This is a genomic window from Kytococcus sp. HMSC28H12 (genome assembly GCF_001816045.1).
Classification (GTDB): domain Bacteria; phylum Actinomycetota; class Actinomycetes; order Actinomycetales; family Dermatophilaceae; genus Kytococcus; species Kytococcus schroeteri.
Map to the genome: position 1 here is coordinate 1 of NZ_KV824313.1, position 3,574 is coordinate 3,574.

Annotated in this window: 4 protein-coding genes; 1 reads left to right on the forward strand and 3 read right to left on the reverse strand. The window is 73.4% G+C overall.

Features of this window, described 5'->3' with window-relative positions; all coding sequences use genetic code 11:
* Nucleotides 1-3: 3 nt before the first annotated feature.
* Both purM and purF read right to left on the reverse strand, forming a co-directional pair.
* Complete coding sequence (gene purM, locus HMPREF3099_RS02390) at nt 4-1,140, reverse strand: phosphoribosylformylglycinamidine cyclo-ligase (protein WP_070703606.1); 1,137 nt, start codon at nt 1,138-1,140, stop codon at nt 4-6.
* Nucleotides 1,140-2,687, reverse strand: a complete 1,548-nt coding sequence (purF, locus tag HMPREF3099_RS02395) for an amidophosphoribosyltransferase (RefSeq protein ID WP_070703608.1) — start codon at nt 2,685-2,687, stop codon at nt 1,140-1,142. The genes purM and purF overlap by 1 nt, the downstream gene beginning before the upstream one ends.
* A gap of 74 nt (nt 2,688-2,761) precedes the next feature.
* Between purF and HMPREF3099_RS02400 the strand changes: the two genes are divergently transcribed.
* Nucleotides 2,762-3,070 (forward strand): hypothetical protein, encoded by a 309-nt coding sequence (locus HMPREF3099_RS02400; protein WP_070703610.1) that lies wholly within the window; start codon nt 2,762-2,764, stop codon nt 3,068-3,070.
* A 167-nt stretch (nt 3,071-3,237) separates the two neighbouring features.
* On the opposite strand, the gene HMPREF3099_RS02405 is transcribed toward HMPREF3099_RS02400, so the two are convergent.
* Entirely contained in the window at nt 3,238-3,537 is a 300-nt protein-coding gene (locus tag HMPREF3099_RS02405) for a sterol carrier family protein (RefSeq protein ID WP_070703612.1), read from the reverse strand.
* Nucleotides 3,538-3,574 lie beyond the last annotated feature (37 nt).

The window sequence follows — 3,574 nt, forward strand, 5'->3', positions numbered from 1 at the left end:
CGGTCAGGCGTGCTCGCCCACCAGGGCCGCTGCACCGCCGGCCACGCCCTTCGCCTCGGTCACCCAGTCCGCGGCCGTGGCACGCGCACCCAGCCCCGCCTCGGCCGAGCCGTGCACCTCGCCGGCCACCCACGCGTCGATGCCGTGACGCCCCAGGATGCGCACCGCCTCGTCCACGGAGTCCTGCGGCAGCACAGCCACGAAGCCGACGCCCTGGTTGAGGGTCTTCTCCAGGTCGGCCCGGGCCACACCACCCCAGGCCCGGATGGCCTCGAAGACCGGCGCCGGCGCCCAGGTGGAGCGGTCCAGCGCGGCGAAAACGCCCTGCGGCAGCACGCGGGCCAGGTTGGCCGCCAGGCCCCCGCCAGTGACGTGGCTCAGGGCGTGCACCTCGGTGGCGCGCACCAGCTCCAGCAGCGGCAGCGTGTAGATGCGGGTGGGTTCCAGCAGCTCCTCGCCGAGCGTGCGCCCGAACTGGGGCACCTCGTCCTCGAGCCGCAGCCCGGCGTGCTCCACCACGCGGCGCACCAGGGAGAAGCCGTTGGAGTGCAGGCCCGAGGAGGCGATGCACAGCACCGCGTCACCCTCCCGCACTCGGTCCGGGCCGAGCACGTCGGCAGCGTCCACCACACCGGTCGCGGCGCCGGCCAAGTCGTACTCGTCAGGTGCCATGAGACCCGGGTGCTCGGCGGTCTCGCCGCCCACCAGCGCCACGCCGGCCAGCTCGCAGCCCCGCGCGATGCCGGAGACGATCGCCGCGATGCGCTCGGGCTCCACCGAGCCGGTGGCGATGTAGTCGGTCATGAACAGCGGCTCGGCACCGCAGACCACGATGTCGTCCACCACCATCGCCACGAGGTCCTGACCGATGGTGTCGTGCACGTCCAGCGCCCGGGCGATGGCGATCTTGGTGCCCACCCCGTCGGTGGAGGTGGTGAGCAGCGGACGCTCCATCCCGCGCAGGGCGGAGGCGTCGAAGAGCCCGGCGAAGCCACCGAGACCGCCCACCACCTCGGGGCGGGTGGCGCGGGCCACGGAGGCCTTCATGAGCTCCACGGCGCGGTCACCGGCCTCGGTGTCCACGCCCGCCGAGGCGTAGGTGATGCCGGTGGTCGGCTGGGGGGTGGGCTGCTCAGTCATCACGGCCTTCCGGGGTTCTGGGCGAAGTCTCGGACCTGCTGGGTGCCGACGGTGGTCGGGTCGGTGGAGCGGGCTGCCCGCTCGAGGTCGAGCCACTCCTTGCCGGTGCGGCCGTCCGTGGGCAGCGGGATGGGGTAGTCGCCGGTGAAGCAGGCGGTGCACAGGCGGTCCGCCGGCTGGTGGGAGGCCGTCACGATGTCCTCGGTGTCGACGTACCCCAGCGAGTCGGCGCCGATGGAGCCGCAGATCTCCTCCACGGACATGTTGGCCGCCGCCAGCTCGGCGCGGGTGGCGAAGTCGATGCCGTAGAAGCACGGCCACTGCACGGGCGGGGAGCTGATGCGCACGTGCACCTCGGCGGCGCCCGCTTCGCGGAGCATCTTGACCAGCGCCCGCTGGGTGTTGCCGCGCACGATGGAGTCGTCCACCACCACCAGGCGCTTGCCGGCGATGACGTGCTTGAGCGGGTTGAGCTTGAGCCGGATGCCCAGCTGGCGGATGGTCTGCGTGGGGGCGATGAAGGTGCGGCCCACGTAGGAGTTCTTCACCAGGCCCAGGCCGTAGGGGATGCCGGACTCCTCGGCGTACCCGATGGCCGAGGGCACGCCCGACTCGGGCACCGGCATGACCATGTCGGCCTCCACCGGGTGCCGGCGCGCCAGGGCACGCCCCATGTCCACGCGGGCGTCGTACACCTCGCGGCCGGCGATGCGCGTGTCCGGGCGGGCCAGGTACACGTACTCGAACACGCAGCCCTTGGGCGACGGCTCTGCGAAGGAGCGGGTGTCGATGCCGTCCTCGTCGATGGCGATGAGCTCACCGGGGGCCACCTCGCGGACGTAGCTGGCGCCCACGATGTCCAGGGCCGCGGTCTCGGAGGCCACCACCCAGCCGCGGCTGAGGCGGCCGATCACCAGCGGGCGCACGCCCTGCGGGTCACGGGCGGCGTAGAGGCGGTTCTCGTCGAGGAAGACCAGCGAGAAGGCGCCGCGCACGGTGGGCAGCACCCGCATCGCGCGGTCGATGACGGAGCCCTCGCCGGTGGCGAGCAGTGCCGAGAGGATGGCGGTGTCGGTGGTGCTGCCGCGGCCGAGCTCGCCGGCGGCGCGGCTCACGTCGCCGTCGAGCATCTCGGTGAGGCGGTCGAGCATCTCGGCGGAGTTGATGATGTTGCCGTTGTGCGCCAGCGCCAGGGTGCGGTCGTCGGTGCCGGCCAGGGTGGGCTGCGCGTTCTCCCACACCGAGGCGCCGGTGGTGGAGTAGCGGGTGTGGCCGATGGCCATGTGCCCGCGCATCGGGCCGAGCACCTTGTCGTCGAAGACCTGGGAGACCAGGCCCATGTCCTTGTAGACCAGCAGCGACGACCCGTTGGACACCGCGATGCCCGCCGACTCCTGCCCGCGGTGCTGCAGCGCGTAGAGGCCGTAGTAGGTCAGGGTGGCCACGTCCTCGTCGGGGGCCCAGACGGCGAACACCCCGCACTCGTCCTGGGGCAGCGCCTCGTCGGGCAGCAGGTCGTGGTTGAGCCGTCCGTCACCTCGCATCACGGGACACATCCTCCCACGAGGGGACGGGGTGGGGGCCGCCGCCCGGTCCGTCGGACTCCGCGTACCGTTGCCCCGTGCAGCACGACGACCCGGACCCCGCCCAGACCCCCTCGCCCAGGCCCGCGGACCGCCACCCCGGCGGCTCCCCGGAGCGGGCCGCAGCACGCGTGCGCCGCGAGCCCCGGCTGCTGCCCTTCCTGCTCATCGGCACGGTGCTGGGCATCGCCCTGGCCGGTCTGGCCACCGTGCTCGGCCCGTCGGACGCCATGTACTCCTCCGGGCGGTCCTTCGGCTTCCTCGCGGTGATGTTCGGCGCCACCGGGCTGGTGCTCGGCGGGCTGCTCTTCGTGATGGCCGACGCGGTCGCCCAGCGCCGCCGCTGACCGTCCCTCCCGCCAACACGGCACCGGTGCGGATCTCGGCCTGACACCGTCCCCCAGTTCAGCACCGGTGCGGATCTCGGCCTGACACCGTCCCCAGTTCAGCACCGGTGCGGAACTCGACAGTCGAGTTCAGCACCGGTGCGGAGTTCAGGCCGGGGGTGCGGAGCTCAGGCCAGGGGCAGGTGCGGCGAGAGGTCGGCGCGCTGGCCGGAGGCCTGCACGGCCCCCGAGCCCACCGCATCGGCCCAGGCGAGGCGCCCGGTGGCCAGCCCCAGCCAGGTGGTCGCGTCCATCTCCACCACGGCCGGCGGCGTACCCCGGCGGTGGGTGGATCCCTCCACGCACTGCACCACGCCGAAGGGCGGCACCCTCACCTCCACCGAGCGGCCCGGCACGCGGGCACCCAGCTCCTCGAGGCAGTAGCGCACGGCCGTGGCGACGGTGGCCCGATCCACCGCCCCGGACACGGCGGTGCCGTCGGCGCCCGGGGCGTCGACGGCACCG

Coding starts and splice junctions, on each gene's coding strand:
- purM (WP_070703606.1), bottom strand. CDS start 1,140: ATGACTGAGCAGCCCACCCCCCAGCCGACCACCGGCATCACCTACGCC.